3 protein-coding genes and 1 pseudogene are annotated in these 1,519 nt (G+C 67.4%); 1 reads left to right on the top strand and 3 read right to left on the bottom strand.

Annotation, left to right across the window (positions count from 1 at the left end; all coding sequences use genetic code 11):
* The coding region (locus JCM19049_RS21055; RefSeq protein WP_279403244.1) for a hypothetical protein at positions 1-203 on the bottom strand (203 nt) is incomplete at its 3' end.
* A gap of 69 nt (positions 204-272) precedes the next feature.
* Between JCM19049_RS21055 and JCM19049_RS13855 the strand changes: the two genes are divergently transcribed.
* A complete protein-coding gene (locus tag JCM19049_RS13855; RefSeq protein WP_279403243.1) occupies positions 273-680 on the top strand; it encodes a hypothetical protein in 408 nt (135 codons plus the stop codon).
* Positions 681-761: 81 nt separating this feature from the next.
* Here the strand turns inward: JCM19049_RS13855 and JCM19049_RS13850 are convergent, their stop codons facing one another.
* Together JCM19049_RS13850 and JCM19049_RS13845 are read right to left on the bottom strand one after the other, a co-directional pair.
* Positions 762-992, bottom strand: a complete 231-nt coding sequence (locus tag JCM19049_RS13850; RefSeq protein WP_054821872.1) for a hypothetical protein — start codon at positions 990-992, stop codon at positions 762-764.
* 46 nt (positions 993-1,038) lie between these two features.
* Positions 1,039-1,519 (bottom strand): annotated as a pseudogene (locus JCM19049_RS13845) (hypothetical protein); the annotation flags it as partial.

Raw genomic sequence — 1,519 nt, 5'->3', positions numbered from 1 at the left:
CCGGCTCCGGTGGCGTTGGCGTTGGCCCGGCACGCCCCGTCCTTTGCCCGGGTGCTTACCGATCCGTGGGACGGGGCCCCGATCGATGTGGGCCGTACCCGGTACCGGCCTCCGGCGGCGTTGCAGGAGTTGGTGCAGTTGCGTGATGAGCATTGCCAGTTCCCTGGTTGCCGGCGCCGGCGGAGCGGTGCGAGATCGATCATGTCAAGGACTGGGCCAAGGGCGGGGCGACCACCCGGGATAACACCAAATTGTTGTGTACCCGGCATCAGATGTTCAAACACGCGTTGCGGTGGCAGAGCCAGTTCCTGCCGGATGGGTCGGTGCGGTGGGAATCCCCGAACGGGTTGGTGCACTTTTCTGATCCGGGCAGTCTGACCACCGTGAATGGTCGGGCGAACTACACGATGAGCGCTCCTTCGCGGGAGGCGGTGTATGTGGATGAGAAGCTGCGTGAGGTGTTGGCGTTGCATGAGGTCCCGCCGGGCACTCCGGGGTATTGGCATGATCCCAGCGACCCGGATCTGAGCTCGCAAATCCCCGGGGACCCGCCACCGGGGGCCGTGAACCGGGCACCACCCGGGCCACCGGGTAACGCCCCCGACCCGCCGGGCGATGACCCGGATCCGCCGGATGCCACCTTGCCCTGGCATGGCGGGGATGAACTGGGACCTGGCTAATCCCATCGGTCCGTGGCGCGTCTTCGGCCTGTGGCCGTCCCACCCCCGGGACGGCCACAGGACCAGCACTAGCCGTTCGCGTTACTTGGTCTGACGCGAAAGCTTCTGGGCATCCAGTGAACGCTGCAGCTCGGCACGCTCCTCGAGCAGGATCCGGCGCAGGGCCCGTGGTGCTTCGGTATTCTTCTCCAGCCATTCGGTGACCGCCTTGAGGGCCGGGTTGTCGTCCGGCTCCTCGCTCAACTCCTGGGAGCGGGGGAACAGCCCGCGGATCACCCGGGTGGAGAACTCCATGCTCATGGAATCGAACACCTCGGAGATCTGCGGCCAGTAGCGTTCCTCAAACCCGGCCAGCAGCTCACGCGAACCGATCGTAAAGCCTCGGCCGTGGCGCTGAGTGCATCGTTGGACAACTCGACGTCCTGGTCACGGGCTTGGAGCACTTGGGCGAAGGCCTGCTCCTTGACTTCGGAAACGGGGCGGGCCGCCAGTGCGGTACGCACCGCGTTCTGGGCGACCGAGTCGGGTTGGCGTCCAGTGCGGCGCGCATGCGCACCTCGTCGGACTCGTCCAGGCCCCGGGCCGCAGCCAGCGCCTGCCAGCTCAACCACTGCAGCTGCTCATCGACCTTCACCCCGTACTGGTTCGGCTCGGAGGCCAGGAATGCGTCGACAACATCCTCAGCCACCCCGGTGCGGGCCAACCGGGCCAGGGTGCGGGCCGTGGTGGTCTGGTTGTCGCTGCCCGCCTCCAGCTGGGTCAGCCAGCCGGTGAGCGCGGTCGCCGCCTTCTGGCGGGCGTCCTCACGCAGGTGCGGGGCCAGGTAGCGGTTGACCGAG

It is taken from the genome of Arthrobacter sp. JCM 19049 (genome assembly GCF_001310435.1).
This window is presented reverse-complemented; position numbering and strand designations above follow the sequence as displayed.

What these genes read in the sequence shown, in the direction of transcription:
- JCM19049_RS13855 (WP_279403243.1), top strand. Translation starts at nt 273, where the DNA reads ATGTTCAAACACGCGTTGCGGTGGCAGAGCCAGTTCCTGCCGGATGGG.